General features: G+C 66.6%; 1 protein-coding gene. It reads left to right on the forward strand.

All coding sequences use genetic code 11. The annotated features are described in order from the left end of the window. Positions 1-83: 83 nt before the first annotated feature. Entirely contained in the window at positions 84-845 is a 762-nt protein-coding gene (locus B0919_RS24470) for an IS5 family transposase (protein ID WP_078014939.1), read from the forward strand. Positions 846-861: the final 16 nt, after the last annotated feature.

Below are 861 nucleotides of genomic sequence, written 5' to 3' on the forward strand. Positions count from 1 at the left end.
AGAGCGTGTTGGGGAATTGAGTAGGGCGTAAACAGAAACGAGCCAGTAAGTTGGGGCGGGAGTTCCTAGGCTTCCGTTCCCTTATGGTTGAGTGCTTTCAACCCCTTACTGACTCGCAGTGGCAAGGTATCATTCCGCTGCTGCCGCTGCAACGCAAACGGCGTTTGTGCTTGCGCCACGTGGTCAACGCGCTGCTCTACGTGTGCCGCACGGGCTGCCAGTGGCGCAGCTTGCCGGCGGCGTTTCCCAAGTGGACAGCCGTGTATTACTACTACCGGCGCTGGCAGCAGGACGGCACGCTGCCGCGCTTGAACCGCTGCCTGATGCAGGCCGAGCGCGTGCGCGAAGGTCGCGCCCCAACGCCGGCCGTGCTCTGCCTCGACAGCCAAAGTGTGAAACTAGCCCCGCGCATCTGCGAAGCCCGTGGGCTGGACGCGCACAAGCGGGTGAACGGGCGCAAACGGCAGCTGCTGGTCGACACCCAAGGCCGCGTGTGGGCCTGCCGCAGCCACGCCGCCCACCAGCACGACGGGCAGGGCGCGGCCCCGCTCTTGCTCGAACGTCGCCACTGGGGCCCGCGCCTGCGCGCCGTGGTCACCGATCAGGCCTACCGCGGCCGCTTCGCCGAGGGGCTGCTGGCGCGCGGCTTGCGCCACGAGCTGGCCAGCCGACCGCCCTCGGCCCGCGGGTTTGTGCCCGTGGCCCAGCGCTGGGTTGTCGAGCGTACGTTTGCCTGGCTCAACTGCTTCCGCCGCCTAGTGGTCGACTACGAGCACCTGCCCGAAAGCCACGCCGCCTGGATTCTCTGGGCCAACATCACGCTCTGCCTAAATCGAATCACCTAATTCCCCAACACGCTCT

Source organism: Hymenobacter sp. CRA2, from assembly GCF_002007105.1.
Taxonomy (GTDB): Bacteria; Bacteroidota; Bacteroidia; order Cytophagales; family Hymenobacteraceae; genus Solirubrum.